Origin of the sequence: Pseudomonas sp. JL3, assembly GCF_031570575.1 — a bacterium.
GTDB classification, from domain to species: domain Bacteria; phylum Pseudomonadota; class Gammaproteobacteria; order Pseudomonadales; family Pseudomonadaceae; genus Aquipseudomonas; species Aquipseudomonas cucumis.
Genome location: NZ_JAKWJK010000004.1, coordinates 261,702 through 287,278 on the forward strand (window position 1 = coordinate 261,702; position 25,577 = coordinate 287,278).

Here is a 25,577-nt window from a genome sequence, read left to right on the forward strand (position 1 = left end):
TTCAGGACTCCAGGGAACCGTCGAGGGTTTTGATCGCGCCGTACAGGTTCGGGCGACGGTCACGGAACGAGCCCCATGCGCTGCGAATGTGCTCCAGCTCATCGAGGTCGAAACTGTGAACCAGAATGCCTTCTTCTGTTTCGTTCAGCTCTTGGACTTTCTCGCCAAACTGGTTGGCAATGAACGATGAGCCGTAGAAGGTAATGTCGTAGCCGTCCTGCTCTTCGTTGCCTATGCGGTTGCTGGCGATCAGCGGCATCAGGTTGGCGCCGGCATGGCCTTGTTGCACGCGCTGCCAGTGGTCGCGGGACGAAATGGTCTTGTCGTGTGGCTCGCTGCCGATGGCGGTCGGGTAGAAAAGGATCTCCGCGCCTTGCAGCGCCATGCTGCGGGCGCACTCAGGGAACCACTGGTCCCAGCAGATGCCCACGCCGATTTTTGCGTAACGGGTGTTCCAGACTTTGAAACCGGTATCCCCCGGATTGAAGTAATACTTCTCGTGGTAGCCAGGGCCATCCGGGATGTGACTTTTACGATAAATCCCGAGGTTGCTGCCATCGGCATCGATGATCGCGATGCTGTTGAAACGTGCGCGGCCGGCCAGTTCGTAGAAGCTGATCGGCAGAACAACCTGCAGTTCTTTGGCGACTTTCTGGAAATGCTTGATGGCGACGTTGTCTTCGACCGTCGTTGCCAGTTGCAGGTAGTCCGGGTTTGGCTTCTGGCAGAAGTACGGCGCCTCGAACAGCTCCTGGATCAGGATGATTTGCGCGCCTTTCGCCGCAGCCTCACGGACCAGCTTCTCAGCGGTCTCAATGTTGGCTTCAAGGTCCCAGGAACAGGCCATCTGGGTAGCGGCGACGGTAACGATACGGCTCATGAATCATCTCCTGGGCAAGTGCTTGAGGGTCGAGGGTGGCATCGACCGATGACAGAAAGAGGCAGCACCGGGCGTGGCTCGTCCACACCGTGGGCAGTGGCGACTTTATAACCGATAAAAATCGGCTTTTAAAGCTATAAATATTCCTTCTATCGAAAATTACTCACTTAAATCCGATAATAATCGATATTCATGTATGTCTTTATGACGGGCAAGCCTCGCTTCTACAGGTCCGTGTCGTGCGTATTCCGTGAACGACATACACCCGTAGGAGCGAGGCTTGCCCGCGAAGGCGATATCAAGTCTTACAACCCTTCGTTCAACACCTTCGACAGCATGTCGACAAAGAAATCCACGCTCTGACGCGACGTAACCATCGGCGGTTTGATCTTGAGAATGTTCAGGTAATCGCCCGTCGGCTGCATGAAGATCCCCAACTCACGAAGGCGATCGCACAACGCCGTGGTTTCTTCAGTCGCGGGCTCGAGGGTTTCGCGATTGCGGATCAACTCCACGCCCAGATAGAAGCCGGAACCATGCACCGCCCCCACCAACGGATGCCGCTCGATCAAGGCTTCAAGACGTTCCTTGAAATACCCGCCCACGACCTGGGCGTTTTCCCAGAGTTTTTCTTCTTCCATCACATCCAGCACTGCCATGCCGATCCGGCAACTGACCGGGCTGCCACCGGCCGACGAGAAGAAGTAACCCTCGGCCTCCAGCGCTTCAGCAATTTCCCGACGGGTAATGACCGCGCCCAACGGCTGGCCGTTACCCATGCCTTTGGCCATGGTGATGATGTCCGGCACCACGCCCTGCTCCTCGAAGCCCCAGAAGAATTTGCCCATGCGGCCGTAACCGACCTGCACCTCATCGGCGATGCACACCCCGCCCTGAGCGCGGACCAGCGCATAGACCTGCTTCAAATAGCCCGGCGGCAGCGATATACCGCCGGCATTGCCGTATACCGGCTCGCAGATGAAACCGGCCAATTGGCGCTTTTGCTCGGCGATTTTCGCCAGATTGTGTTCGACGCTGCGCACGTAGTCCGGTGCGCTGTCGACACCACGAAATTCACCGCGATAGGTGTTCGGCGCAGTCACCGGATGCACCCAGTCCGGACGGCTGCTCAAGGCCTTGGGGTTGTCGGCAATCGAGGTCGAGACCGCATCCGCCGCCACCGACCAACCGTGATACGCCTCCAGCACGCTGAGCATGTCGCGACCGCCGCTGTAGGCCCAGGCCAGACGAATCGCCAGGTCATTGGCCTCGGTGCCGCTGTTGACCAGAAATACACGGTCCATGTTGTCCGGTGCCAGTTTCAGCAAGCGCTCGGAAAACTCGGCAATCGCCGCATAGTGAAAACGCGAGTTGGTGTTGAGCAACGACCACTGCCGGCTGGCGACGGCGGCCATGCGCGGATGCCCATGACCGAGCACCGCGACATTGTTGAGCATGTCGAGGTAGGAACGACCCTGCATATCGATCAGGTGATTGCGCCAGCCACGCTCGATACGCGGCGGGTCGACGTAATAGTGTTTCTGGGAACGAGCGAAACTCGCGTCACGGCGGGCCAGCAATGTCTGCGGGTCGAGTTCTTCTTCCGCATCACAGGCCAGGCCCAGCAGCGCGGCAGGTGAAGGACACAACGCCTGCCAGGCTGCCGCGCGCGAAGGCGTGCAAAACAACGGCGCGTCGAGCTGAGCACTTCGACACAACTGCACGATCAATGGCCCGCTGACCGAACCCAGCACCTGGCCTTTGACCAGCGCCGCGCCACTGCGCACCGACGGGGCCACACCCCACAACCGGACGCTGAGTTCTGGGCCGTCCAGTTGCAGCAGGTTCTCCCCTTCGATATGGATAACGCCGGCAAACGGCGCTTCGACCGCCGTGCCGTCCGGCACTCGCAATGCAACGTGCAACGGAAAAGTATCCGGTTCGCTGGCGCTGTCCGGCCGAGTGCGGGACAGACGATACTGGCCATATCGACTGGCCGCCAGACCGTGAGCCTCGGCGGCTTCTGTCAACAAACGCAGATCGATCCCTTGCTGTTCCCAGTTACCCGCCTCGAAATGCGGACTGAGCACGCCCAGATCGATCAACGCAAATTCACGCCCCACCAGACTCGGCAACAATGGCGCGAAACCTTCACTGCCAATACTCGGCAGGCTTTGACCAACCGCGGTAAGAATCGCCGCCTCCATCAACTCCAGTGGTACCGATGTGGCCACGCGGAAAATTTCCCACTCGTGGGTCAGGTTGCCGCCACTGTATTCGTTGTCCGGATCGATGCTGACCTGCTGTTCGCCACTCAGCACCAGCACCACCGAGCGCGCAACAATCAGCGGCCAGAGCGCCAGCAACTCTTCATGCTGCAACGGGTTGACCGCGTGATAAGCCCGAACCGCCGGCAAAATGTAGAACGGATCGCCATCGGCATGGTGCAGCAGCGCGGCGCAAGTCACCGACAGGTCGGTGATCCTCCAGGTACGGACCAGATCGCCGAAATCAATGACGCCCTGCAACTGCCATTGGCGCTGCGAATCCCGCTGCCAGACCACGTTGTCGTCGGTGATGTCCATGTGAATCGCTTGTACCGGCAGCTTATCCACCAGCGGCCGCAAATGGCGCTCGGCCTGTTCGGCCGCTTCAGCAATCAACGTTCGTTGCTGGTCATCCTTGATCACCGGCAGCAAATGCGCGATCAACGCGTTGGCGTGGCGGGCGTCCCATTGAAGGGTGCGCTCAAGACCCGGATGATCGAACTCGGCCAGCGCCAGATCCATTTCGCCGCAGAGTCGACCGAAACCGGCAACCACTGAATGGCTTAGATGATCAAGGTGCGTCAGGGACTGGCCGTCGATGTAATCAAGCAGGCGCACGTGCACCGCCTGCCCCCCAACCTCAAGGGAGAGCAGGTCTGCGCCGTTTTTGGCAGCAATCACTCCAGGCACCGGCACGCCGGAATGTTCAGCCAGATGCTTGAGCCCTGCGTGCTGGGCTTGCAGCTCCAGGACCGAGTAATCGCCGCGGCAGATTTTCAGGACGAAACGCCCCTGATCACTGTCGACCCGATAGTTGAGATCCTGCTGGCTACCAAGAGCCTGCAACCGCCCGCTCAGCTCGTAATGCTCTTTCAACAGCTCAAGCGCTTGCGCCGCAGATACCTTCGGGCTGGGCAGACTGACGCGATGAATCAACGTGACGAGCGGCATACAACGACCCCTGAAATGTTATTAGGCGCTTATATCGCCACTGCTTGGGGCGATACGCAACCCTCTTATACCGGTCAGGGGGTCGGCGTTGGGGATGGTTTTCAGATAGCGATTGCTCAGATGAACTTTCCTACAGCAATCTCGGATTGCCTTTCACTGTTCCTGATTCCAACCTATAGCCTCAAGGGATCCATCAACCAACCAGGATAAAGTCGACACCATGACGATGCGCCGCCTTGCACTCTCCAACAAAAAAGTCCGCAACATCCCACGTCGATTGAAAGCGCTTGCAACCTGGTCCTCTCGCTTCGAGGGCTATTTTCCGGACGATCTGACTCTCGAACAGAAATACAGCAATTGGAAAATCCCGGTTCTCACGACACTGGTAGAGGGTAAACAAGCGACCACTGCCATACGCAAAGAATGCGCCCAACAAATGATCAATGCAGCGCACCACATACGCCAGGCCAGGCCTGAAAATGCCATCGACTGTCGAATAGTCACGGTCATTTGCCTACCGGACATGTTCACCAGCGAAATCTGCATTTACACCAATCTGGACTACCACCGAGGACATATCCCGGCAATTGACAGTGAGCACTGCCGAACGGACAAAAGCCTCGCAACAGAATGGGGTCTCGTCCTTCCAGACGGGATGAAGGAAAGAGGATTGCGCTATACCGCTGAAGATTGTGACGGGCAACCCTATGAGGCCGAGCAGTGGTATTTCGGTGAGGTCGATTAACAGAGATCACCAGTTTTTTACTGATGGAACACAGCGACTAAACGAATTTTATCGCCTGAACCACCACACCACTCGCACCAACCACCACTTTGCGTAAGAATGTCGGCCATCACGCCTATTGCTGGAGAAACGCTATGAATGTAGTCACCACCGACCTGCCCGGTGTTCTGATCATCGAACCCAAGGTATTTGGTGACGAGCGCGGTTTCTTCTATGAGAGCTTCAACGCCAAGGCTTTCGAAGAGGCAACCGGCCTGAACACCCAGTTCGTTCAGGACAACCATTCCCGCTCGCAAAAAGGCGTTCTGCGCGGCTTGCATTACCAGTTGGAGAACACTCAGGGCAAACTGGTCCGCGTCACCGCCGGTGAAGTGTTGGACGTGGCGGTGGATATTCGCCGCAGCTCGCCGCATTTCGGCAAATGGGTCGCGGTGCGCCTGTCCGCCGACAACCATCGCCAACTCTGGGTGCCGGAAGGTTTTGCCCATGGTTTCGTGGTGTTGAGCGATTTCGCCGAGTTCCTCTACAAGACCACCGACTACTACACCCCGTCGGCCGAGCGCAGCATTCGCTGGGACGATCCGGACCTGGGCATCGACTGGCAGCTGGACGAAGCACCGAAACTGTCCGCCAAGGATCAGTCCGCCGCGTTCTTCAAGGACGCTGAAGTCTTTTCCTGAATTGCTGTGTGAATTTTCACCGCCAGCGCGCACTTGATCCCAGGTGCGCAGACTGCGCCTGCAAGCCTAGGCATAATGCGTCTGTACCCCCAGGCGCTTGATGCTCATGACTCCGACCCTTCCCCGCAGACCTCGCTGGCGCAGCCTGGCGCTGCTCGCGTTGTGCCTGGCGCCCTTGCTGTGGCCGCTGGAGCATCTGGCCGAGCGTTACTACCGCAGCGAACTGGCCGGGCAGAACCGTCAGACCCTCGATCTCTACGTCGCCAACCTGCTGGGCACCCTGCATCGGTATGAAGTGTTGCCGCAGATTCTCGGCGAGCTGCCCGCCCTGCGCGCGACATTGGCCGCCCCCGACGAGGGCGTGATTCAGGGCAATGCCAATCGCCTGTTGAAAAACATCAGTGCCCAGACCGGCGCCGAAGTCATGTACCTGATGGACACCACCGGCAAGACGCTGGCGGCCTCCAATTGGGACAAACACGACAGCTTCGTCGGCCGCAATTTCGCTTTCCGCCCTTATTTCAGTGAAGCCATGGCCGGGCGGCTGGGGCGCTTCTTCGGCCTGGGCACCACCTCGGCCAAGCGCGGTTACTTCTTTGCGGCAGCGATACGTGATCGCGAAAAAATCATCGGCGTCCTGGTGGTCAAGGTCGACCTCGACCACACCGAAAGTCTCTGGGGCAAAACCCCGGAACAACTGTTGGTCACCGACCACAATGGCGTGGTCATCCTCACGTCGCGACCCGAGTGGCGTTTCCGCTCGACACGTCCATTGAGCGACGCAGAGCGCGAGGCCATCACCGCGATTCAACCCTACCCGACCCGAGATCCCAAGCCGTTGAATCTCGACGCCAACGCCTGGCTGACTCAAACCCGGCAGATCGAAGAAACCGGCTGGAGCGTCAGCATCCTTGCACCGCGTACCCTGATCGACCGCCCGGTGCGCACGGTCGTGGCCATCGGTGGCGCAACGCTGCTGGTATTGATGCTGCTGCTCGGCCTGATGATGCAACGCCGACGCCATTACCTGGAACGGATCGCCTTCGAAGGCAAGGCCCGCCAGGAACTGGAAGGTCGAGTCGCTGAACGGACCAGTGACCTCGAAGGTCTCAACCGTCGACTGAAGCAGGAAGTGCTGGAGCGCGAACACGCTCAGCAGGAACTGGTACGCGCTCAGGATGACCTGGTGCAGGCCGGCAAGCTCTCAGCGCTGGGAACGATGTCGGCAAGCATCAGCCATGAACTCAACCAACCGCTGGCGGCCATCCGCAGTTACGCAGAAAATGCCGAAGTGCTGCTCGATCATCAGCGCACCGAGGATGCTCGCGGCAACCTCAAGCTGATCAGCGAACTGACTGAGCGCATGGCCTCGATCATCGCCCACCTGCGCGCCTTCGCCCGGCGTGATCGCCACGCTCCGGAAAGCGTGGCCCTGCAACCTGCGCTGGACGACGCCCTGGCGTTATTGGCCAAGCGTCGGCGCAGCATGGAGGTCGAGCTGATCCGAGACCTGCCAGCCGCCACCCTGTGGGTCGAGGCTGGTGAAACCCGTCTGCGTCAGGTACTCGGCAACCTGCTGGCCAATGCCCTCGATGCCCTGACGGAAAAAGGCCCGCCGCGTAAACTCTGGTTGAGTGCCGAGTCCACCACCGACGGCGTCAATCTGTACATTCGCGACAACGGCCCCGGGTTCTGCCTGGAAGCGCTGGGTCGTGCCGGCGAACCCTTTTACACCACCAAGACCCGCACTCAGGGGCTTGGGCTGGGGCTGGCGATTTGCGACACCCTGATGCGCGCCTTCGGTGGTGAACTGTCGTTCTCCAATCACAAGGAAGGCGGCGCCCTGATTACCCTGAAATTGCGCGCAGGCGCACCAGGCGTGAGCCTGCAACCGTCCGAGGACCGAAGTGCATGACCATCGACAACCGCATCCAGGTCGTGTTGATCGACGACGATCCCCATCTGCGCCAGGCCCTGAGCCAGACCCTGGACCTGGCCGGCCTGAAGATCCTGCCGCTGGCTGAAGCCAAGGGCTTGGCCGGGCAACTCGAACGCGACTGGTCGGGGGTAGTGGTCAGTGACATCCGCATGCCGGGCATGGACGGTCTCGAACTGCTGACCGAACTCCACGCCCAGGACCCGGAGCTGCCGGTGCTGCTGATCACCGGCCACGGCGATGTGCCGCTGGCGGTACAAGCCATGCGCGCAGGGGCCTATGACTTTCTGGAAAAACCTTTCGCCAGCGACGCCCTGCTCGACAGCGTACGTCGTGCCCTGGACCTGCGCCGGCTGGTGCTGGACAACCGCAGCCTGCGTCTGGCCCTGAGCGATCGCAACGAACTGAGCGCTCGACTGGTCGGGCAATCGGCGCCAATGCTGCGCCTGCGCGAGCAGATCGGTGCACTGGCGGCAACCAAGGCCGATGTACTGATCCTTGGCGAAACCGGTGCGGGCAAGGAAGTGGTGGCCCGCGCGCTGCACGATCTGTCGAGTCGGCGTAACGGCCCGTTCGTGGCGATCAACGCCGGGGCTCTTGCCGAGTCAGTGGTGGAAAGCGAGCTGTTCGGTCACGAGCCCGGCGCCTTCACCGGCGCGCAGAAGCGTCGCATCGGCAAGTTCGAATTCGCCAACGGTGGCACGTTGTTCCTCGATGAAATCGAAAGCATGAGCCTGGACGTGCAGGTGAAACTGCTGCGCTTGCTGCAAGAGCGGGTGGTCGAGCGCTTGGGTGGCAACCAGCTGATCCCGCTGGACATCCGCATCATCGCCGCGACCAAGGAAGACCTGCGTCAATCCGCTGATCAAGGCCGTTTCCGTGCCGACTTGTATTACCGCCTGAACGTCGCGCCGCTGCGCATTCCGCCGCTGCGTGAGCGGGGCGAAGATGCGCTAATGCTGTTCCAGCATTTCGCCGACGAAGCCAGCGCCCGCCACGGTTTGCCGCCCCATGAATTGCAACCGGGGCACCGGGCACTGCTGCTACGCCACACTTGGCCTGGCAATGTGCGTGAACTGCAGAACGCCGCCGAACGCTTTGCCCTGGGCCTGGAACTGGCGCTGGACAATAGCGCGCCGAATGGCGGCGTAGGCAGTACGATTGAAGTGGTCAGCGGCGGTCTGAGCGAGCAAGTGGAGAACTTCGAGAAGAGCCTGATTGCCGCCGAACTGGCGCGCTCGCACAGCTCCGTGCGCAGCCTCGCCGAAGCGCTCGGCATTCCACGCAAAACCTTGCATGACAAACTGCGCAAGCATGGTCTGAACTTCGCCGACGGCGGTGCCGGCAACCCCACTGACGATATCGATTGAGCTACCGTCAACTCATCATCTTCAAACAAGAGGCTTTTGAATGAACCGCGACTGTCGTCACCTGGAATCGATCCTCCACCACGACATCCCCCTCACGCGGGACATGGGCCTCAAAGTGCTCGACTGGCACGATCAACAACTGCGCCTGCATCTGCCGCTGGAGGCCAACGTCAATCACAAGAGCACCATGTTCGGTGGCAGCCTGTATTGCGGCGCAGTACTGGCCGGCTGGGGCTGGCTGCATTTGCGGTTGCGTGAAGAAGGCATCGAAGACGGGCACATCGTGATTCAGGAAGGGCAGATCAGCTACCCGCTGCCGGTCACCATGGATGCGACGGCGATTTGCCAGGCACCGAGTGCGGCGGTATGGAAGAAGTTTCTGGCAATGTATGAGCGGTATGGGCGGGCGCGGTTGACGCTGCACTCACGGATCGTCAATACCGGAAGTGAAGAGGATGCGGTGCGATTTACCGGGCAGTACGTCCTCCACCGATGACAGATCGTTCCCACGCTCTGCGTGGGAATGCAGCCCGTGACGCTCCGCGTCACTGGACCGGGAGCGTCCCTAGAGGCATTCCCACGCGGAGCATGAGAACGATCTTAGTTGCGAGCCAAAGCCAGCAACTTCTCCCGCCACGCAGCCTTTGCCGGCAGCGCCAGAAAGAATTCATTCAGCAAAGACTCCCGCGCCGGATAACAGAACGGCTCACCATTCAAATTCAGCACCTCCCCCCCCGCGCCTTCCAGCACACCTTGCGCAGCCGCCGTGTCCCACTGCGACGTCGGCGCCAACCGCGGATAACAATCCGCCGCCCCTTCCGCCAGCAGGCAAAATTTCAGCGAGCTGCCGATATTCGCCAGTTGCAGTTCACCCAGACTGTCGCTCAACCCCGCGAGTAACCGCTCCTGCTCAGGGCTTGAATGTCGACGACTGGCGACCACCGTGAAGGCTTCGCCCGCCGCCGGAACCTCGCGAACCTGAATCGGTAACGGCTCGGCATCTTTATCGCCACGCCAGGCACCCATTCCGGCACCGCCGACATAAAAGCGCCCGTTGGTCGGCATCGACACCACGCCAAACACCACACGCCCCTGCTCAATCAACGCAATGTTGACGGTGAACTCTTCGCTGCCGGAGATGAACTCCTTGGTTCCGTCCAACGGATCGACCAGCCACCAGCGCTGCCAGCCGGCGCGCACGCTCTGGGGGATATTGGCGTCCTCTTCGGACAGCACCGGAATGCTCGGATCCAGCGCTGTCAGCCCGGCCAGAATCACATGATGAGCGGCCATGTCAGCGGCTGTGACCGGGGAATCATCGGACTTTGCAGTCACGGCAACGTTGACGCGCCAGAACGGCAGGATCGCCTCGCCAGCCTTCAAAGCCAGTTCAACGACCGGCGCCATCAACGGATGGGGAAAATTCAAGTTCACGGCAAAAACACCCCACGTTGAGTCAGTAAGTCACGGGCCAGATACAGCGCCGCCAAGGCACGGCCCTCGGTGAATCGCGGGTTTTGCGCCAAAGACGACAATTCACGCAGGCTAATCTTGTCCACCCCCATCGGCTCAGGTTCGTCACCTTCCAGGCGTTCCTCGTACAAATCGGTGGCCAGCACCACCTGGATCTTCTGGCTCATATAGCCGGGCGACAACGACAACTCGGTCAGATGTTCCAGCTGCCGCGCGCCATACCCGGCCTCTTCCATGAGCTCCCGCTCGGCCGCCGCCAACACGTCTTCGCCCGGCTCGATCAAACCTTTGGGCAGGGACAGTTCATATTCATCGGTGCCACCGCAGTATTCCTCTACCAACACCGCGTGATCCGCGTCGAGCATCGCCACGATCATCACCGCGCCATGACCAGTGCCTTTGCTGACCAGACGCTCGTAAGTGCGCTCTACGCCATTGGAAAAGCGCAACTTCAGCTCTTCGACGCAGAACAAACGGCTGGTGGCGACGATCTCGCGGGCGAGTACGGTGGGTTTCTGGCGCATGGGAAGCTCCTTGGCGTGAACGCGTTACTATACCCGGCCTATCCTGATTGTTTATCTCGGATATCTTTTTTACCGCTGGAGAAGTTTTTTATGTCCCTGCTGCCCTGGCGCGACATCGATACCGTACTGCTGGATATGGACGGCACGCTGCTCGACCTGCACTACGACAACCATTTCTGGATGGAACACCTGCCCCAGCGTTATGCCGAGCTGCATGGGGTGAGCCGGGCCATGGCGGAGCTGGAGTTGCAGCCACTGTTCGAACGCAATGCCGGTCAGTTGCAATGGTACTGCCTGGACTTCTGGAGCGCCGAGCTGAAGCTGTCGGTGCGTGAGCTGAAACTCGAAACTGCGCACTTGATAGCGCTGCGTCCGGATGCGGACACTTTTCTAGCGGCGATCAAACGGGCCGGCAAACGCGTGGTACTGATCACCAACGCCCACCGCGACTCGCTGTCATTGAAGCTGGAGCGAATTGAACTGGCGCCGTATTTCGAGCGGTTGATCAGCTCTCACGATTACGGTTTCCCCAAGGAAAACCCGCAGTTCTGGGATGCCTTGCAGACCGACATCGGCTTCGACCCGACACGCAGTCTGTTTATCGACGATACGTTGCCGATTCTGCGCAGTGCACGCAATTTTGGCGTGGCACATCTGCTGGCCGTGAGCGAGCCGGACAGCCGCAAAGGGCCGAAGGACACGGCCGAGTTTGCGGCGGTGGAGGATTATCGGGAGTTGATTGCCGGGCTTTAGACCGAGTCGTCTGCTTCGCGAGCAAGCCTCGCTCCTACACGTCCTGGTCGTTCGCGGAATATGCGCACGACAGAGACCTGTAGGAGCGAGGCTTGCTCGCGAAGGCCATCACACGGTCTCGAACCTTACTCTGGAATCCGCAACACCTGCCCCGGATAAATCTTGTCCGGGTGCGAAAGCATTGGTTTATTGGCCTCGAATATTTTGTTGTACTTGTTCGCGTCGCCGTATTCGGCCTTGGAAATCGCGCTGAGGGTATCGCCTTTTTTTACGGTAACGAAACGAGCGGCCTTTGCCACCGGCCCGGTCACAGTAATCTGGTCATCAACACTGCCGACACCGGCAATATTGCCCACGGCCAACAGAATTTTTTCCTTCTCTTCCTGACTCGCCACTTCACCGGTGATGATGACTTTGTCGCCCTCGATGGTCGCCTGAACATTCGGATTACCCAAGCCGACCTTGCTGATGTGTTCCTTCAACTGCTCGCTGGCATTCGCATTGCCAGGTGTCAGCAGATCGATAATTTTTTCGCCTGCTTCTTTCACAAAGCTAAAAATACTCATGGTGCACTCTCCTTGGGGTTTAGGTTCCAGACGCCAAAGACTAGACCAGCCAAGCGAAGCCCGGTTCCCAGCCGACCAATGACCCAACCCCGCACAGGCGGTAGAATCGCAAACCTTGCCAGCGCCCTGGAGCGAAGATGGACATCAAGCAGCTCAAATTCCTCATCGCTCTCGACGAAACCCGGCACTTTGGCCAGGCCGCCGCGCGTTGTCACATCACCCAACCGACCCTGTCCATGCGCCTGCGCAGCCTCGAAGAAGAGCTCGAGCTTCCGCTGGTCAACCGTGGCCAACGCTTCGAAGGTTTCACCGCACCGGGTGAGCGGGTGCTGGCGTGGGCACGTACGGTGCTGGCGGCCTACGACGGTTTGCAGGCCGAAGCGGCAGCCTGTCGCGGCAACCTCGTGGGGACGTTGCGTCTGGGCGTGGTGCCGCTGTCGAGTTTCGACCCGGTACCGCTGATGCAGCGTCTGCACGCCGAACACCCGAACCTGCGTTTCGAACTCTCGGCACTGAGTTCTGAACAGATCCTCGAACAACTGGCGAACAATCGCCTCGACCTCGGCGTTTCCTACCTGGAACGCCTGGACGGCGAGCGTTTTGACTCCCTGGCTTTCAGCGAAACCCACATGGGCCTGCTCTACGATCAGCGCTTTTTCAGTTTCGGCGAGGCGCCACTGAGCTGGGATTCGCTGATCGAACTCCCCATGGGCATGCTCACCAGTGGCATGCATTTTCGCCAGTCCATCGACCATAACTTCCATAGCCGCGGCCTGATGCCACAGCCATTACTGCAAACCGATTCAGTCCACCAATTGTTACAAGCGGTACACGGCGGCCTGTGTTGCGCGGTAATGCCGCTGGACGGAGGCCTGGAAAACCTCACCGATCACTTGCGCCTGCAACCCATAGAAAGCGCCCAGACCCTCGCCCGGCTAGGGCTGATCATGCGTCGCAGCGCTCCGCGTTCGGCGCTTGCAGAAGCCTGTTTCGCGATCTATCAGAAATCACCGACAGGCTCTTGATCGACGTCATCTATCAGCAGATCAGTAATAGCAATTAGACGCGACAAGTTGACGCGCCTAGGCTTAAAGCTGACCAAACCGTTGGTGACCCTAATGAACGCCAAGCGCCCTGTCCGCGCGGCGCCTGCTATTGAAACGCCCGCGCCCGCCGCAAGCCAGACATACAGTTACTGCAACCTTGAATACACCGAATCGGCCAGCGCCGCGCTGGCCGAGGAAGTCGCCTTGGCGATCGCCTATAACGGCATCAGCCAGGCGGTCATGTTGGTGACGCCAACGGATCTGGAAGACTTCATCGTCGGCTTCAGCCTTGGCAGCGGTATTATCGAAGACGCTTCAGATATCTACGATTTGCAACTCAGCGGCTCGGGGTCGGCGCAGTACGCGCAAGTGACCATCGCCAACCGCGCCTTCTGGAACCTCAAGCAGCAGCGTCGGCAACTGGCCGGCACCAGCGGTTGCGGGCTCTGTGGCGTGGAAGCGGTGGAGCAAGCACTGCCCGATCTCAAAGTACTGCCCGGCACCCCGCTGCCCCCGGCTGAATGGCTGGACGGTCTGCGCCAGCGCATCGGCGAATTCCAGCCCCTGGGCCAGTATTGCGGCGCAGTGCATGCGGCGGTGTTCATGAACGGCAACGGCGAATTGCTGTTGGGCCGCGAAGACATCGGCCGGCACAACGCCCTCGACAAGCTGATCGGCGCGTTGGTCCGCCAGAAGATCCCGACCACTGGCGGCCTGGCGATTGTCACCAGTCGTTGCAGTCTTGAATTGATCCAGAAAGTTTTACGCGCCGGCATCCAGACCCTGGTCAGCTTGTCGTCGCCCACGAGCCTTGCCGTGCAATGGGCCCGTCGCCACAACCTCAACCTCATCCACCTGCCGCAGAAAAGTGCACCGCGGGTCTACAGCCCAGCGTTGGAGAATCAAGCGTGAGTCAACACCGTCAAGCCGACCAGAAACCCGTCCCCCGCTACAAGCCCTACAAAGGCCCAGCCGGTGGCTGGGGCGCGCTGATCAGCGTCGCCCAGGCCTGGTTGACCAGCGATAACGCGCTGAAAAACCTGCGCATAATGCTCAAGACCAACCAGAACGGCGGCTTCGACTGCCCGGGTTGCGCTTGGGGCGATTCTCCGGAAAAGGGCATGGTGATGTTCTGCGAGAACGGCGCCAAAGCGGTGAACTGGGAAGCGACCAAACGCCGTGTCGACGCTGCATTCTTTGCCAAACATAGCGTCACCTCGCTGCTGGAACAGAGCGACTACTGGCTTGAATATCAAGGTCGTCTGACCGAGCCGATGAGCTACAACGCCGAAACCGATCGCTACCAACCTATCAGCTGGGATGATGCCTTCACCCTGGTCGCCAAGCATCTGCGCGACCTGCCGAACCCGGATCAGGCCGAGTTCTACACCTCGGGCCGCGCCAGCAACGAAGCGGCATACCTCTACCAGTTGTTCGTGCGCGCCTACGGCACCAATAACTTTCCCGACTGCTCGAACATGTGCCACGAGGCCAGCGGTGTGGCTCTGGCGCAAAGTGTCGGCGTCGGCAAAGGCACCGTGACCTTCAATGACTTCGAACACGCCGATGCGATTTTCGTCTGGGGCCAGAACCCCGGCACCAACCACCCGCGGATGCTCGAACCTCTGCGCGAAGCAGTAAAACGCGGCGCTCAGGTGGTGTGCGTCAACCCGCTGAAAGAACGCGGCCTGGAACGCTTCCAGCACCCGCAGCATCCGCTGGAAATGCTCACCAACGGCGACAAGCCAACCAACACCGCGTACTTCCGCCCGGCACTGGGTGGCGACATGGCGGTGCTGCGCGGCATGGCGAAATTCCTGCTGCAATGGGAACGCGACGCGCAGAAAGCTGGCGCCCCGGCGGTGTTCGATCACGATTTCCTCAATGAACATGCGGTCAACGTGCTGGAATACATGGGCGTCATCGACGACACCCCATGGGAGCAGATCGTCGAGCAATCCGGCCTGACTCTGGTGGAGATCGAGCAAGCGGCGCGCATGTACGCCAAAGGCAAGAACGTGATCATGTGCTGGGCCATGGGCATCACCCAGCATCGTCATTCGGTGCCGACCATCCAGGAAATCGCCAACCTGATGCTGTTGCGCGGCAACATCGGCCGGCCGGGCGCCGGTCTGTGCCCGGTGCGTGGCCACAGCAATGTGCAGGGCGACCGGACGATGGGCATCAACGAACGTCCGCCGGTGGCGTTCCTCGATTCTCTGGAGCGCCGCTTCCAGTTCAAGGTGCCGCGTGAAAACGGCCACAACGTGGTCGAGGCGATTCACGCCATGGCCGACGGCCGCTCAAAAGTCTTCATCGGCCTGGGTGGCAACTTCGCCCAAGCCACCCCGGACAGCCCACGGACCTTCCAGGCCTTGAGCAACTGCGACCTGACCGTGCAGATCAGCACCAAGCTCAACCGCAGCCATCTGGCCCATGGTAAAGACGCGCTGATCCTGCCGTGCCTGGGCCGTACCGACATCGACATCCAGACCGAAGGCGCCCAAGCGGTGACCGTGGAAGACTCGTTCAGCATGGTCCACGCCTCCAACGGTCAGCTGCAGCCGCTGTCGAACCAGATGCGCTCGGAGCCTGCAATCATCGCCGGCATCGCCGCCGCGACCCTGGGCAGCAAACCGGTGGACTGGAACTGGCTGGTGGCCGATTACAGCCGCATCCGCGATCTGATCGCCGACACCATCCCGGGCTTCCGGGACTTCAACGAGAAAATCCAGAACCCGGGTGGTTTTCACCTGGGTAACAGCGCCCGCGCACGTCGCTGGAATACCCCATCGGGTCGAGCCAACTTCCGTGCGAACAGGCTGCCCAAAGATCTGGTGCACGAACGCACCCGCGCCACCGGCATATTGCCGGACCTGATCATGCAGTCGATGCGCTCCCACGATCAGTACAACACCACGATTTATGGTCTTGATGACCGTTATCGCGGGGTGAAAGGTCAGCGGGATGTGTTGTTCGTCAATGAGGCCGACATCATTCGCCTGGGCTTCAAACCAGGGCAGAAGGCTGACATCGTGTCGATCTGGGATGATGGCCGTGTACGGCGGGTGAAGGGCTTTACGCTGCTGGCGTTTGATATTCCTGCCGGGCAAGCGGCTGCTTACTATCCGGAAGTGAACCCGCTGGTGCCGCTGGAAAGCACCGGGGATGGCAGCCATACGCCGACGTCGAAGTTTGTGGCGATCCGTTTGGAAGCCGCCAGTGAGACCGGGCTGATCATGGCCAAGTCGGCTTGACCCTGATCGCGAACACTTTCCAATCGCCCACAAAAAAGGCCGTTTCTGTATGGAAACGGCCTTTGCGAAGTAATTAAAGACCGGCGAAAAACACTTAAGTTCCGCCCAAAAAACAGTAACTTATAGAATTGTGTTCAAGTCGTGTTACTCGTCGGATTTCGGTTGTCACAACCATGACACAGCCTCAGGATCGCGCCGTCATCCCCTTGAGGTTCCTCTATGAAGTTCTCCTCGATTCTCTTGTTGTCCCTTGGCCTGGTCAGTGGCTTCGCTTCTGCAGGCGGCACCACCGAAGCGGGTGTGGGCGGCGCATTGGGCGGGGTTCTTGGCTCGGTCGTCGGTCAATCGCTAGGCGGCAATACAGGTTCAACCATTGGCGCGGCCCTGGGCGGCGCGGGTGGTAGCGCGGTCGGCGCAGACAAACGCAGCCGTGGCGAAGCCGCCATTGGCGGTGCGTTGGGCGCAGCAGGCGGTAACGTGGTCGGCCGCAGCATGGGCGGCACCACCGGCAGCCTGATCGGCTCCGCAGCAGGCGGCGGCGCCGGTGGAGCGCTGGGTAACTACATGGGCAGAGAGAGCGATCGCGACGATGATCGTCGTTCCTATCGTGACCGTGATGATCGTCGCTACTACCGTGACGGCCATCCAGGTCGTGGCCATGCCTATGGCCATCGCAAGCATAAACATCGCTATCGCGACTGAGGCTTGAATCGCCTCGCTTACCGGTAGATCAAAAAATCGCAGCCTTCGGGCTGCGTTTTTTTTTGCCCTTCAGATCGCCAGTCGCTCCAACGCACCGCGCAATCCGGCAGGAATCGCCACCGGCTGATTCGACGCCCGATCCACGAACACATGCACGAAGCGCCCGGCCGCACAGGCGTCATCTTCGCCTGACTTGAACACCGCCAGCTCGTATTGCACCGAGCTATTGCCCAACTTGCCGACCCGCAAGCCGATCTCGATCCGGTCCGGGAAAGCGATCGAGGTAAAGTAGTCGCAGGCCGAACTCACCACAAAACCCACCACCTCGCCGTCATGGATATCCAGGCCGCCGACTTCAATCAGGTAGGTGTTCACCGCTGTGTCGAAGAAGCTGTAGTAGGTGACGTTGTTGACGTGCCCGTAGACGTCATTGTCGTGCCAGCGAGTGGTGATGGGCTGGAAGTGAGGGTAGTCGGTGCGTTGGGGCATCGGGCTGGACATCAGTGTTGGTTCCTGGGGTTGAACGGCTAGTTTAAGGTGAAACCGCGTCATCCCCCTTCAGACACCATATAAAATCACACATCAGCAAAGCCTCTACCCTCTGCCGCCAGTTCACCAATCAACCGCGCCGGCGCCCAGTGATCACCCTGCCGGGTCTCCAGTGCCATCAACCGCTGATGAATATCTTCCAACCCTTGCTGATCCGCCCAGGCCATCGGCCCGCCCTTCTCTGCCGGGAAGCCATAACCATTGAGGTACACCAGGTCGATATCATGCGCCGACGTCGCAATACCTTCCTGAAGAATCTTCGCCCCTTCGTTGACCAGCGCCAGCAAGCAACGCTCCAGAACCTCTTCAGGGCCGATCTGGCGACGCTGGAACCCCAATCCTTTGCTGACTTCCAGTACCAGCGCGTCGACTTCCAGATCGTGCTCAGCCTGACGACTGCCCGGTTCGTAGTGGTAATACCCATCGCCACTCTTCTGACCGAAACGCCCCAGCTCGCACAAGCGGTTGTCCACTTGAACCTCCGGCGCATCCTGGCCCTTGCCAGACAGCTCCCGAGCGCGCCATTCCAGGTCGATGCCGACCACGTCGTACATGCGGAACGGCCCCATGGCGAAACCGAAACCTTGCAGCGCCGCATCCACCTGATAAGGCAAAGCACCCTCCAGCAGCATCTTGCGCGCTTCGAGCACGTACGGATGCAGCATGCGGTTGCCAATGAAGCCGTGGCAGTTGCCCGACACCACGCTGACCTTGCCCATGCGCTTGCCCAGCTCCAGAGCCGCATCAAGCACCGCCGGCGCCGTCTGGGCGCCACGCACAATCTCCAGCAATTTCATGATGTGCGCCGGGCTGAAGAAATGCAGGCCCAGGACCTGCTGCGGGCGACGAGTGGCAGCAGCAATCGCGTCGATGTCCAGCGCCGAGGTATTGCTGGCCAGAATCGCTTCAGGTTTCATCAGGCCGTCGAGCTCGCGGAAGATTTTCTGTTTCAACTCGAGGTTTTCGTAGACCGCTTCGATGACCAGATCGACATCGCGGATCGCTGCGTAATCAGCAGCAGCCGTCACCCGTGCAATGCGCGCATCCGCCTCGGCCTGATCAATCCGCCCCTGACGCACGTTGTGGGCGTAAGTCTCAGCCACACTGGTCAGCGCCTGCTCAAGCATCTGCGGATTGTTCTCGACCCATTGCACCGGCACCCCGGCGTTGGCCAGGCACATGACAATGCCGCGGCCCATGGTTCCCGCGCCGATCACGGCGGCGCGCTGAATATCGAACGGTGTCTGGCTCATGGTTGTTCTCTTTTTAGCGATCCAAAGACAGTCCTCACCATAGTCAGGCGCCGGGCTTTTTTGAAATTTATTCCTGTGATGAGCGACATTCAGCGGATGGATGTGCGTTCAAAAGCACTGATATCCCTGTGGGAGCGGGCAAGCCTGCTCCCACATTGACGGTGTTTCAACTTGGCAGGTGCGCTTGAGCCCAGTCGCGCACGTCGCCATACGGATAATCCTCCAACGCCGCGAACCCCGAAATCGATCGCGCCTTGAGCTTGGTGAACAGCGGCACGCTGATTCCACAAAGAAATCTTGTTACGCGTTCAGCCGAAGGGACGTTACCCGTGTGCTGTTCGTGCCTGTGGATAAAATCATCACACAGCGCCTCGAAATTTTTATCCACAAGCGCAGGCAATTCCGGCGGTGCCGGCAATCGTGCCACCTGACCGTGACACACCGAACAATGCCCACACTGCCGGGGCGCGTTTTCGTCGCCGAAGTATTCCGCCAGGCGATAGCCCAGGCAGTGGTCGGTAGCGAACAGATCGAGCATGGCGTGAATCCGTGCGATCTCGGTGCGCTCGTGTTGGGTGAAATAGGCGTGCAATTCAGCGCTCAGGGTTTGGGAATCAAAGTCCGCTTGCAGCAGGCTGTAGACCTCGGTCATCTGCTTGCTTTCGACCTCGACCCAGCCCTTTTCCTGGAAGTAATCCAGTGCCTTGACCACCCGACTGCGCTCGGCGGAATGCTGTTCATACAGTGCGTCGAAATTCACCGTGGCCCAGGTCCGTGCGCGACTGGAAGTCTGGATGATCGCCGAGACGAAGTCCCTGCGCTCACCCTCGAAACGGGCCAGCAACGCTTCCGGCTCCTGCAGATACTTGAAGCGGTATTCGGCGTAATAGGCATAGCGCGGAGCGATCAGCCCACGCAACTCCAGCTGTACCAGCAAGGTCTTGAGCGGTAACTGGCGAATGTTGCTCTGATCGGCCAAAGGCCCCAGCAGAAACTCCCACTGCCCCTCAGGCGCGGCGGCTTGCAACTCGTCGAGCACACAACGAATGCCGTCCCGTTCCGGCGTGTCGCCGTAGACGAAGTTCTCCAGCACGTTGAGGCTGTCGCGGTTGGCCAGCACCAGGCAATCGGACGGCTGCCCGTCACGCCCGGCGCGACCGATTTCCTGGCTGTAGTTTTCGATGGATTTGGGCAGGTCGAAATGCACCACGTTGCGGATATCGCTTTTGTCGATGCCCATGCCGAAGGCGATGGTGGCGACGATGCAATTGGACTGCCCGCCCATGAACCGGCGCTGAATCGCTTCCCGTTGCTCGTGGGGCAAACCGGCGTGATAGGCCTCGGCCTGAATGCCATTGCGCCCCAGATGTTCGGCGATATGCTCGGCGGTTTTCTGCAGGGTGACGTAGACGATACTCGGCTGGCCGGGACGCTGGCTCATCCACTCGACCAGGCGGCGGCGCTTGTCCTGGCCACGCACCGGTTCCACCAACAGATTGAGGTTGGGCCGGTAGAAACCGGTGGTCACCACGTCCTCGGGGGCGATGGCGAATTTGGCCTCCATGTCGGCGATCACCTTAGGTGTCGCGGTGGCGGTCAGCAGCAGGGCCTGAGGGATGTTGAACTGGCGCTGATAGTCCGGCAGCTTGAGGTAGTCGGGGCGGAAGTTGTGGCCCCACTCGGAGATGCAGTGGGCCTCGTCCACCACCAACAACGAGATCGGCACCTGCTGCAAGAAATGGCGAAAGCGCTCGTTCTTCAGACGCTCCACGGAAATCATCAAAATCTTCAGCTCGCCGGACTTTGCCCGCGCCATCACATCGCTGGCGTCATCGCGGCTCTGGGCCGAATCGATACTGCCCGCCGCAATGCCGTGGCGCTGCAAAAACGCCAACTGATCCTGCATCAACGCCAGCAAAGGCGAGACCACCAACGTCAGGTGCGGCAGCAGCAAGGCCGGCAGTTGATAGCAAAGAGACTTGCCCGAACCGGTCGGGAAAATCGCCGCCGCCGAGCGCCCGGCCAACACAGCACTGACCGCCGCCTCCTGACCCGGCCGAAACTGTGGATAACCGAAAACCTGTTCCAGGGTGTTGTGCATAAGCTGTCACTCCGTTGACCGCTGCGAAGCCCAAAGCCTAGCCGGCGAACGCAGCGAGTCGAGAAAAGGTCGGGGGCAAAAACGATACGGGATGATACAGCGGATAGTCGGGAGGATGATCGTTCCCATGCTCTGCGTGGGAATGCCTCAAGGGACGCTCCGCGTTCCAGCCGTTGAATGCGACGCAGAGCGTCACGGGCTGCATTCCCACGCAGGAGCGTGGGAACGATCAATCAACCACCAGCGAACTCAAGGCCTCAACACCGCCACCCGCAACTGCTCATCCAGCGCCTGCTCATGAAACACCTGGCTCTTGCTCGCCCAAACCGCGTAAGCCGGGCTGATTTCGCCAGTGAACGCCGCCGCCAACTGACGCAAATCCGCGACACTTCGCACACGGGGGCAAAAGGGTTCACCGTCACAGTTCTGACTGGCGTTGCGGTAGGTAATCAGCAACCGATCCCACAACCCCTCACGCACTTGCCTGACCGACTTGAGCTTCACAGCCTGCACACCCAGTCGCTGTTTCAGACCCTGTTCATCCAGCGCTTCGCTGGCCAACAGCGCCTTGCCCACCATCAACACCTCGGCGCGGGACGCAGTGTCGACGTCTGCCTGAGTGGTCAACGCCTGTGGCCAACCGGTGCGGTCCATGTTGGCGAGGGCTAGCGAATGAACGACGTCGGCAGCGCCCACCACCCGACAAACACCCGCCCACAACAATAAAATCGAGGCTATACGTAGCCATTGCATACCTAATTCCCTTTAAGAGTCGACTCAGACGCTTCGAAACGTCCTACAAATTCTGGCGCGCACCATACAGAGCTTTGATGCGTTAAGCCTGACAGGCCCGTAGGAATATCGACCGCCAAAGGAAAAGCTTAAAAAATAGTCGGAGTATGCGTAGGCAAAGGGCGACATCGACGGTAAACCCCCTACAAAACCTGTCCATTTGCGCCACCTTGCGACGCCTCGCCGTGGCCCTCTATAGTTTTCGGCGCGGCTGAAAACACTGTGTCGGCCTGCCGGTGAAACTGCACGACTTCCCACAGGACTGACTTTGATGAACACGTTCCACTCGTTAACAGACCGCTATCGCCCCCTCAAAACCAGCTACAGCGATACCCCCGTGCTGCTGATCGACACCGAAGCCAATCCTTACGAGATTCTCGACGCCGCCCGACAACGCCTCCGCGCCGCCAGCGACCTGCTCGAAACGCTTTATTGCCTGTGCTTCAAACAGGCCGACGTGAAAGACATCCCCAACATCGTCACCGCGTTGTACCTGCTGACCCAGGACGGCAACGAACTGCTCGAAATCGCCCGGCAACGTCTGCCGAGTACCACAGCGGTTTGAATGGAAATCCCTGTGGGAGCCAAACGTCTGATGGCAATCAAACGAGACAAGTTGCAAAAGAGATAAGTCCGTAGGTAACGACCTATCAAAGCTTCATCCCGGTCCTACAAGCACAGACACCTTGTCGCCTATCGCAACCCGGCAGCTCACACCTATAGTCGGATTGTCGCTGCCAAATCAGCGGCTCGGGCTTGGTCACCCGAATGGCTCATATCTACGCGTCCGTTGTATGCTGCCGACACTTCAAGTGCCTGCACGCTATATGGTGGCTGTGTTTGGGACGCCTTCGGGCGTGCCGGGATGTGAGCCTCATCGGTTGACCAACCCGAACACAGTCCGCCTCCCATCGCTTGGTCACGGTGGCGGCGGTTCTTCCTGATGCATTTGAGGCTAAAACCAATGAAGACATGGAATCCGCTCACCAACGATCGTTACCTTCCGCTGCAAACCAACCTCACCGACTCCCTACCCCTAATCATCGACACAGAGGCCAACCCGCAAGACATCCTCGAAGCCGCCCTACAGCGCATCCGAGCCTCCAGCGACCTCCTCAAAACCCTGCACTGCATTTGCTTCAAACACGGCGACATAGAAGACATCCCCCACATCACCCACGCGCTCTTCTTGCTGACCCAGGACGGCTGCGACCTGCTGCAAGTCGCCCAGCAACGCATGATGGGCTGGAAAGCACCTGCCTGATGCTGAGTGAAGATCGTTCCCACGCTCCGCGTGGGAATGCCTCTACGGACGCTCCGCGTTCGGCTCTTGGGACACCGAGCGCCGAAAGCCGTCATCGAACACTGGAGATAATCATGAGCAAGTTTTTTGATGAGCTAATGGAAGGCGTGCAACAGATGAACGAAATCATCCGCGGTGGGCGGGAGCCTTCCCGCGAATTTCATGTTGATGCGTTGCAAGTCCAGGAAATTCGTAAGACTACCGATCTGACTCAGGCCAAGTTCGCAGCGTTGATCGACGTCCAACTCGACGTAAAGTCAGGCTTAATCAGTCTCACCGATATACACCCAACGGTAGATGCACCATGAACCTCGCCCCCAACTTCCCCGACGACCACGCTATGCACCTGCTCATGCAGCTGCTGCACGAAGAACTCGGCCTGCCTGAACGAAAAACCATCAGCCTCACCACCTCGATCAACTTCGACCTGGGTTGCGATGGCGCCGATGCGCGGCAGCTGATGGAAGCACTGGAGGAACAGTTCGCCATCGATTTCGTCGACTACGACGCGTATCGGTATTTTCAACCGGAAGGGTTTGATGTGTTTCTCAAACGCCGCGCGAAGGGTCGTGGCGACAAAGTCCCGCTGACCATTGGCATGCTCTACCAAGCAGTCAAGAAGCAACGGTGGGACACGCAGGGAGTGGAAGAGGTCTAGCAGATCAGCGCAACAGAAGTGGCATTATTCTGGCTGTTTTGCGTGTTTACTGCGGGAATATTGCCAGTTACGCCTCAAGGGAACTGAATCAGCGCCCATAAAAAAGCCGCCCTCAAAGGGCGGCTTTCTCTTACCTCAAACCACTACCGATATTTACAACTTCGGCCCAGCAGCCTTGATCGCGTCGCTCACATCGAACTTTTTGAAGTTCTCAACAAACAACCCAGCCAGTGCTTTCGCGGCTTCATCATAAGCAGCCTTGTCAGCCCAAGTGTTACGCGGGTTCAACAGGCCAGTCTCAACGCCCGGCACAGCCAATGGCACGTCAAGGTTGATGGTGTCGAGGTGTTCGGTTTCAACACCAATCAACGCGCCGCTCTGGATCGCTGCGATGACGCCGCGAGTGGTCGGGATGTTGAAGCGTTTGCCGACGCCGTAGCCGCCACCGGTCCAGCCGGTGTTGACCAGGTAGACCTTGGAGCCGAAGCCGCGGATGCGTTTGATCAGCAGTTCGGCGTATTCGCCAGCCGGACGCGGGAAGAACGGTGCGCCGAAGCAGGTGGAGAAGGTCGACTTGATGCCGCTGCCGGAACCCATTTCGGTCGAGCCCACCAGTGCGGTGTAGCCGGACAGGAAGTGGTAAGCGGCTTGTTCTTCATTGAGGATCGACACTGGCGGCAGCACGCCGGTCAGGTCGCAGGTCAGGAAGATCACTGCGTTCGGCTCGCCACCGAGGTTCTTCTCGGAACGCTTGGCAACGTGCTCAAGCGGGTAGGCGGCGCGGCTGTTCTGGGTCAGGCTGACATCGGTGTAGTCGGCGTGCTTGGCGTCGTCGATAACGACGTTTTCCAAGACTGCGCCGTGCTTGATGGCTTTCCAGATGACTGGCTCGTTCTTCTCGGACAGGTCGATGCACTTGGCATAGCAACCGCCTTCGATGTTGAACACCACGCCCTCGCCCCAGCCGTGTTCGTCGTCACCGATCAGGTAACGGCTTTCGTCGGCGGACAGGGTGGTCTTGCCGGTGCCGGACAAACCGAAGAACAGGGTCACGTCGCCCTCTTCGCCGATGTTGGCGGCACAGTGCATTGGCAACACGTCGGCGGCCGGCAGCAGGAAGTTCTGCACCGAGAACATGGCTTTCTTCATTTCACCGGCGTAGCGCATGCCGGCGAGCAGCACTTTCTTCTGGGCGAAGTTGATGATCACGCAGCCGTCGGAATTGGTGCCGTCACGCTCTGGCACGCACTCGAAGTTGGCGACGTTCAGAACTTGCCACTCTCCACGACCGGCCGGGTTGTACTGGGCCGGGTTGATGAACAGGCAACGACCGAACAGGTTCTGCCAGGCAGTCTGGGTGGTCATTTTCACGGGCAGGTAATGCTCTTCAGCCGAACCTACGTGGACATGGGAAACGAAATGCTCTTGCGCGTTGTTGAACGCCTCGACGCGAGCCCACAAGGCATCGAACTTGTCGGCCGGGAACTTGCGGTTGATCGGGCCCCAGGCGATGGCGTCCTGGGTGGTCGGCTCTTCAACGATGAAACGATCGACTGGCGAACGGCCGGTACGGTGACCGGTGCGAACAACCAGCGCGCCGGTATCGGCAAGCTCGCCTTCACCGCGATTCAGGGCTTCTTTAACCAGATCATCAACACTCAGATCGGTGTACACGGCGTTATTGGCTTGCGTCATGAGGTTCCCCGTCGGCCAGTGGCCGAGTGCTCCAAACGTTTTGTAGTAGAAAGTCGTGCACTACTACCGCGAAAAA

The 25,577-nt window shown here is 59.5% G+C and carries 24 protein-coding genes; 14 read left to right on the plus strand and 10 right to left on the minus strand.

Annotation, left to right across the window (positions count from 1 at the left end; translation table 11 throughout):
- Position 1: 1 nt before the first annotated feature.
- Both aguB and MMG91_RS10430 read right to left on the minus strand, forming a co-directional pair.
- Positions 2-880 carry an N-carbamoylputrescine amidase gene (aguB, locus tag MMG91_RS10425; RefSeq protein WP_008068730.1) on the minus strand — a complete coding sequence of 293 codons (879 nt, stop codon included), beginning with the start codon at positions 878-880 and terminating at the stop codon, positions 2-4.
- 305 nt (positions 881-1,185) lie between these two features.
- A complete protein-coding gene (locus tag MMG91_RS10430; RefSeq protein ID WP_310659525.1) occupies positions 1,186-4,098 on the minus strand; it encodes an aminotransferase in 2,913 nt (970 codons plus the stop codon).
- 220 nt (positions 4,099-4,318) lie between these two features.
- Between MMG91_RS10430 and MMG91_RS10435 the strand changes: the two genes are divergently transcribed.
- The 5 genes from MMG91_RS10435 (at position 4,319) to MMG91_RS10455 (ending at position 9,325) form a co-directional block, all read left to right on the plus strand.
- On the plus strand, positions 4,319-4,843 hold the full coding sequence (locus MMG91_RS10435; RefSeq protein WP_310659526.1) for a DUF3916 domain-containing protein: 525 nt from the start codon (positions 4,319-4,321) through the stop codon (positions 4,841-4,843).
- 134 nt (positions 4,844-4,977) lie between these two features.
- Positions 4,978-5,523, plus strand: a complete 546-nt coding sequence (rfbC, locus tag MMG91_RS10440; RefSeq protein ID WP_007895246.1) for a dTDP-4-dehydrorhamnose 3,5-epimerase — start codon at positions 4,978-4,980, stop codon at positions 5,521-5,523.
- A gap of 106 nt (positions 5,524-5,629) precedes the next feature.
- The gene (locus MMG91_RS10445; RefSeq protein WP_310659527.1) at positions 5,630-7,438 is read left to right on the plus strand and encodes an ATP-binding protein; all 1,809 of its coding nucleotides are present in this window, start codon (positions 5,630-5,632) and stop codon (positions 7,436-7,438) included.
- Positions 7,435-8,829, plus strand: a complete 1,395-nt coding sequence (locus MMG91_RS10450; protein WP_305504115.1) for a sigma-54 dependent transcriptional regulator — start codon at positions 7,435-7,437, stop codon at positions 8,827-8,829. Before MMG91_RS10445 ends, MMG91_RS10450 begins: the two co-directional genes overlap by 4 nt.
- A 40-nt stretch (positions 8,830-8,869) precedes the next feature.
- The gene (locus tag MMG91_RS10455) at positions 8,870-9,325 is read left to right on the plus strand and encodes a thioesterase domain-containing protein (RefSeq protein ID WP_310659528.1); all 456 of its coding nucleotides are present in this window, start codon (positions 8,870-8,872) and stop codon (positions 9,323-9,325) included.
- Positions 9,326-9,429: 104 nt separating this feature from the next.
- Here MMG91_RS10455 and cysQ read toward each other — a convergent pair whose 3' ends face one another.
- Together cysQ and nudE are read right to left on the minus strand one after the other, a co-directional pair.
- Entirely contained in the window at positions 9,430-10,263 is an 834-nt protein-coding gene (gene cysQ / locus MMG91_RS10460; protein ID WP_310659529.1) for a 3'(2'),5'-bisphosphate nucleotidase CysQ, read from the minus strand.
- Positions 10,260-10,826 carry an ADP compounds hydrolase NudE gene (gene nudE / locus MMG91_RS10465; protein WP_310659530.1) on the minus strand — a complete coding sequence of 189 codons (567 nt, stop codon included), beginning with the start codon at positions 10,824-10,826 and terminating at the stop codon, positions 10,260-10,262. Before nudE ends, cysQ begins: the two co-directional genes overlap by 4 nt.
- 90 nt (positions 10,827-10,916) lie before the next feature.
- Between nudE and yrfG the strand changes: the two genes are divergently transcribed.
- Positions 10,917-11,579, plus strand: coding sequence for a GMP/IMP nucleotidase (gene yrfG / locus MMG91_RS10470; protein WP_305504113.1), 663 nt, complete (start codon positions 10,917-10,919; stop codon positions 11,577-11,579).
- 125 nt (positions 11,580-11,704) lie between these two features.
- On the opposite strand, the gene lysM is transcribed toward yrfG, so the two are convergent.
- Positions 11,705-12,145, minus strand: a complete 441-nt coding sequence (gene lysM, locus MMG91_RS10475; RefSeq protein WP_310659531.1) for a peptidoglycan-binding protein LysM — start codon at positions 12,143-12,145, stop codon at positions 11,705-11,707.
- A 137-nt stretch (positions 12,146-12,282) separates the two neighbouring features.
- Here lysM and MMG91_RS10480 point away from each other — a divergent pair, with 137 nt between their 5' ends.
- The 4 genes from MMG91_RS10480 (at position 12,283) to MMG91_RS10495 (ending at position 17,150) form a co-directional block, all read left to right on the plus strand.
- Positions 12,283-13,170: a LysR family transcriptional regulator gene (locus tag MMG91_RS10480; protein WP_305447789.1), complete on the plus strand. Its 888-nt coding sequence runs from the start codon at positions 12,283-12,285 to the stop codon at positions 13,168-13,170.
- 93 nt (positions 13,171-13,263) lie between these two features.
- Positions 13,264-14,103: a formate dehydrogenase accessory sulfurtransferase FdhD gene (gene fdhD, locus MMG91_RS10485; protein WP_310659532.1), complete on the plus strand. Its 840-nt coding sequence runs from the start codon at positions 13,264-13,266 to the stop codon at positions 14,101-14,103.
- Positions 14,100-16,448 carry an FdhF/YdeP family oxidoreductase gene (locus MMG91_RS10490; protein ID WP_310659533.1) on the plus strand — a complete coding sequence of 783 codons (2,349 nt, stop codon included), beginning with the start codon at positions 14,100-14,102 and terminating at the stop codon, positions 16,446-16,448. The genes fdhD and MMG91_RS10490 overlap by 4 nt, the downstream gene beginning before the upstream one ends.
- Positions 16,449-16,667: 219 nt before the next feature.
- The gene (locus tag MMG91_RS10495; protein ID WP_123721694.1) at positions 16,668-17,150 is read left to right on the plus strand and encodes a glycine zipper domain-containing protein; all 483 of its coding nucleotides are present in this window, start codon (positions 16,668-16,670) and stop codon (positions 17,148-17,150) included.
- A gap of 69 nt (positions 17,151-17,219) precedes the next feature.
- Here MMG91_RS10495 and MMG91_RS10500 read toward each other — a convergent pair whose 3' ends face one another.
- From MMG91_RS10500 to MMG91_RS10515, 4 genes are all read right to left on the minus strand, one after another.
- Positions 17,220-17,651, minus strand: a complete 432-nt coding sequence (locus MMG91_RS10500; protein WP_310659534.1) for a thioesterase family protein — start codon at positions 17,649-17,651, stop codon at positions 17,220-17,222.
- 74 nt (positions 17,652-17,725) lie between these two features.
- Complete coding sequence (locus tag MMG91_RS10505; protein WP_310659535.1) at positions 17,726-18,952, minus strand: 3-hydroxyacyl-CoA dehydrogenase NAD-binding domain-containing protein; 1,227 nt, start codon at positions 18,950-18,952, stop codon at positions 17,726-17,728.
- A 166-nt stretch (positions 18,953-19,118) separates the two neighbouring features.
- Positions 19,119-21,053 (minus strand): ATP-dependent DNA helicase RecQ, encoded by a 1,935-nt coding sequence (locus MMG91_RS10510; RefSeq protein WP_305447785.1) that lies wholly within the window; start codon positions 21,051-21,053, stop codon positions 19,119-19,121.
- Positions 21,054-21,302: 249 nt separating this feature from the next.
- Positions 21,303-21,806, minus strand: coding sequence for a polysaccharide deacetylase (locus MMG91_RS10515; RefSeq protein ID WP_310659536.1), 504 nt, complete (start codon positions 21,804-21,806; stop codon positions 21,303-21,305).
- A 310-nt stretch (positions 21,807-22,116) separates the two neighbouring features.
- On the opposite strand from MMG91_RS10515, the gene MMG91_RS10520 reads away from it, so the two are divergent.
- From MMG91_RS10520 to MMG91_RS10535, 4 genes are all read left to right on the plus strand, one after another.
- Positions 22,117-22,410, plus strand: a complete 294-nt coding sequence (locus tag MMG91_RS10520; protein WP_007939527.1) for a hypothetical protein — start codon at positions 22,117-22,119, stop codon at positions 22,408-22,410.
- A gap of 399 nt (positions 22,411-22,809) precedes the next feature.
- A complete protein-coding gene (locus MMG91_RS10525) occupies positions 22,810-23,109 on the plus strand; it encodes a hypothetical protein (RefSeq protein ID WP_310659537.1) in 300 nt (99 codons plus the stop codon).
- A gap of 113 nt (positions 23,110-23,222) precedes the next feature.
- The gene (locus MMG91_RS10530; protein ID WP_310659538.1) at positions 23,223-23,456 is read left to right on the plus strand and encodes a hypothetical protein; all 234 of its coding nucleotides are present in this window, start codon (positions 23,223-23,225) and stop codon (positions 23,454-23,456) included.
- Complete coding sequence (locus tag MMG91_RS10535; RefSeq protein ID WP_310659539.1) at positions 23,453-23,806, plus strand: DUF1493 family protein; 354 nt, start codon at positions 23,453-23,455, stop codon at positions 23,804-23,806. The genes MMG91_RS10530 and MMG91_RS10535 overlap by 4 nt, the downstream gene beginning before the upstream one ends.
- Before the next feature lie 153 nt (positions 23,807-23,959).
- Here MMG91_RS10535 and MMG91_RS10540 read toward each other — a convergent pair whose 3' ends face one another.
- Positions 23,960-25,501 carry a phosphoenolpyruvate carboxykinase gene (locus tag MMG91_RS10540; RefSeq protein WP_310659540.1) on the minus strand — a complete coding sequence of 514 codons (1,542 nt, stop codon included), beginning with the start codon at positions 25,499-25,501 and terminating at the stop codon, positions 23,960-23,962.
- Positions 25,502-25,577 lie beyond the last annotated feature (76 nt).

Excerpts from the sequence above, each read along its gene's own strand:
- aguB (WP_008068730.1), bottom strand. The coding sequence starts at position 880 with ATGAGCCGTATCGTTACCGTCGCCGCTACCCAGATGGCCTGTTCCTGG.
- MMG91_RS10430 (WP_310659525.1), bottom strand. The coding sequence starts at position 4,098 with ATGCCGCTCGTCACGTTGATTCATCGCGTCAGTCTGCCCAGCCCGAAG.
- MMG91_RS10435 (WP_310659526.1), top strand. The coding sequence starts at position 4,319 with ATGACGATGCGCCGCCTTGCACTCTCCAACAAAAAAGTCCGCAACATC.
- rfbC (WP_007895246.1), top strand. The coding sequence starts at position 4,978 with ATGAATGTAGTCACCACCGACCTGCCCGGTGTTCTGATCATCGAACCC.
- MMG91_RS10445 (WP_310659527.1), top strand. The coding sequence starts at position 5,630 with ATGACTCCGACCCTTCCCCGCAGACCTCGCTGGCGCAGCCTGGCGCTG.
- MMG91_RS10450 (WP_305504115.1), top strand. The coding sequence starts at position 7,435 with ATGACCATCGACAACCGCATCCAGGTCGTGTTGATCGACGACGATCCC.
- MMG91_RS10455 (WP_310659528.1), top strand. The coding sequence starts at position 8,870 with ATGAACCGCGACTGTCGTCACCTGGAATCGATCCTCCACCACGACATC.
- nudE (WP_310659530.1), bottom strand. The coding sequence starts at position 10,826 with ATGCGCCAGAAACCCACCGTACTCGCCCGCGAGATCGTCGCCACCAGC.
- yrfG (WP_305504113.1), top strand. The coding sequence starts at position 10,917 with ATGTCCCTGCTGCCCTGGCGCGACATCGATACCGTACTGCTGGATATG.
- lysM (WP_310659531.1), bottom strand. The coding sequence starts at position 12,145 with ATGAGTATTTTTAGCTTTGTGAAAGAAGCAGGCGAAAAAATTATCGAT.
- MMG91_RS10480 (WP_305447789.1), top strand. The coding sequence starts at position 12,283 with ATGGACATCAAGCAGCTCAAATTCCTCATCGCTCTCGACGAAACCCGG.
- fdhD (WP_310659532.1), top strand. The coding sequence starts at position 13,264 with ATGAACGCCAAGCGCCCTGTCCGCGCGGCGCCTGCTATTGAAACGCCC.
- MMG91_RS10495 (WP_123721694.1), top strand. The coding sequence starts at position 16,668 with ATGAAGTTCTCCTCGATTCTCTTGTTGTCCCTTGGCCTGGTCAGTGGC.
- MMG91_RS10500 (WP_310659534.1), bottom strand. The coding sequence starts at position 17,651 with ATGTCCAGCCCGATGCCCCAACGCACCGACTACCCTCACTTCCAGCCC.
- MMG91_RS10505 (WP_310659535.1), bottom strand. The coding sequence starts at position 18,952 with ATGAGCCAGACACCGTTCGATATTCAGCGCGCCGCCGTGATCGGCGCG.
- MMG91_RS10510 (WP_305447785.1), bottom strand. The coding sequence starts at position 21,053 with ATGCACAACACCCTGGAACAGGTTTTCGGTTATCCACAGTTTCGGCCG.
- MMG91_RS10515 (WP_310659536.1), bottom strand. The coding sequence starts at position 21,806 with ATGCAATGGCTACGTATAGCCTCGATTTTATTGTTGTGGGCGGGTGTT.
- MMG91_RS10520 (WP_007939527.1), top strand. The coding sequence starts at position 22,117 with ATGAACACGTTCCACTCGTTAACAGACCGCTATCGCCCCCTCAAAACC.
- MMG91_RS10525 (WP_310659537.1), top strand. The coding sequence starts at position 22,810 with ATGAAGACATGGAATCCGCTCACCAACGATCGTTACCTTCCGCTGCAA.
- MMG91_RS10530 (WP_310659538.1), top strand. The coding sequence starts at position 23,223 with ATGAGCAAGTTTTTTGATGAGCTAATGGAAGGCGTGCAACAGATGAAC.
- MMG91_RS10535 (WP_310659539.1), top strand. The coding sequence starts at position 23,453 with ATGAACCTCGCCCCCAACTTCCCCGACGACCACGCTATGCACCTGCTC.
- MMG91_RS10540 (WP_310659540.1), bottom strand. The coding sequence starts at position 25,501 with ATGACGCAAGCCAATAACGCCGTGTACACCGATCTGAGTGTTGATGAT.